Origin of the sequence: Roseomonas rosulenta (assembly GCF_016106005.1) — a bacterium.
GTDB classification, from domain to species: domain Bacteria; phylum Pseudomonadota; class Alphaproteobacteria; order Acetobacterales; family Acetobacteraceae; genus Neoroseomonas; species Neoroseomonas rosulenta.
The window spans coordinates 1-1,498 of the sequence record NZ_JACADR010000514.1; the positions used below are offsets into that span (position 1 = coordinate 1).

Here is a 1,498-nt window from a genome sequence, read left to right on the forward strand (position 1 = left end):
GCCCGCCGGTGCTCCGCCGGGCGCGCCGCCGCCGGCGGGCTCCGCCGCCGCCTCGGCGGCTTCCTCGCTGCCCTCGGCCATCTCGCCGAGGTTGCGGCGCACCGCATCGGCCGGTAGGTTCAGCAGCGACGGTGCGCTTTCCTTGACCGTGCGGCCCAGCGTCTCGTCGTTCAGCAGCGCGGCCAGCAGGTGGCCCGAGCGGATCTTCGGTGCGCCGGATTCGAGGCTGGTCAGCAGCCAGGCCTCGCGCAGCCAGGTCACGATGTCGGGCGACAGGGACGGCGCGCGCGAATTGCCGGTCTTGAACTTGTCGAGAGCGCGGGTGAGTTCGTTCGCGACGCGCCCGGCATCGACGCCGCCCTTGCGCAGCACGGCGGCCACGTCCGACCCGCTGGTCTCGACCAGCTTCATCAGCACGTGCTCGATCTCGACGTTGTAGTGGGTGCGCGACAGGGTCAGCCCCGCCGCCGCCTCCAGCTGCCGACGCGTGAGCGCGTTCATGCGCCCGACAAGAGATTTCAGGTCGATCGCCACCATGCCGGACGCACCCCATGTTCTTCGCAAGGCGGCACGGAATTCCGTCCGCAGGCGGGACGGTAAGGGGGCGTGCGAAACGAGTCCAGCGTGCTAGCGTGGCGCGCCGGGGCCGCTGGCCGGGCGGTGTAAGGGGCGTCACACAGGGGGCTGCGCATGGGTGAAGGCGTACTGGACATCGACAATCTTCTGGCGCCGCTGCCCGCCGGCGATGGCGCCGGGGAGGACCTGCGCCCGGACTATTCGCCGAACTCGGTGTATCAGCGCATCCGGACGCAGCGCAACGACGCGCGCGCTGGCGAGCGCGCGATCGACGGCGGCGACCCGGACGCCAACCCCGCGGCCGTGCAGGGCGCCTGGCGGGAAGTGAAGAAGATCGGCATCGACTGCCTCGCGACCAAGGCGAAGGACTTCGAGATCGCCGCCTGGATGACGGAAGCCCTGGTGCGCCTCGACGGGCTGCGCGGCCTCGCCGACGGCGCGGCGGTGATTGCCGGACTGTGCGAGCAGTACTGGGACAGCGGCTTCCCTCGCCTCGACGACGAGGACGGCATCGATGGCCGCGGCGCGCCGATCGGCGGGCTTTCGGGCGAGGGGGCGGACGGCACGCTGATGGCCGCCATCCGCAACCAGCCGCTGTTCCGCCGCGGCGATGGCGGGGCCTGCGACCTGTTCACCTGGCAGCGTTCCGAGGAGACCGCCGCGCTGGCCGACGAGGCGCGCCGGGAAGCGCGCTACAAGGCCGGCGTGCCGACCTTCGACACGCTGCAGGGCGAGGCCCGTGCCGATGTCGCGACTCTGCGCGCCGCCGGCGATTCGGCGCGCACGGCTGCGGCCGCCTGGGCGGCGATGGATGTGGCCCTGGGGACGCGCTTCGGCGGCGATGCGCCCTCGACGCGCCGGGTGGCCGAGGCCTTGGCCGCCATCATCGAGATCAGCGAGAAGATCGCGGGTGCGCCGGCGG

At 72.6% G+C, this 1,498-nt stretch carries 2 protein-coding genes; one reads left to right on the forward strand and one right to left on the reverse strand.

Annotation, left to right across the window (positions count from 1 at the left end; translation table 11 throughout):
- Positions 1-537 (reverse strand): Clp protease N-terminal domain-containing protein (locus tag HW578_RS26430; protein ID WP_304621652.1); only part of this gene is annotated, 537 nt, incomplete at its 3' end.
- Between the two features lie 153 nt (positions 538-690).
- Here HW578_RS26430 and HW578_RS26435 point away from each other — a divergent pair.
- On the forward strand, positions 691-1,498 hold an 808-nt coding region (locus HW578_RS26435; RefSeq protein ID WP_198373678.1), incomplete at its 3' end, for a type VI secretion system protein TssA.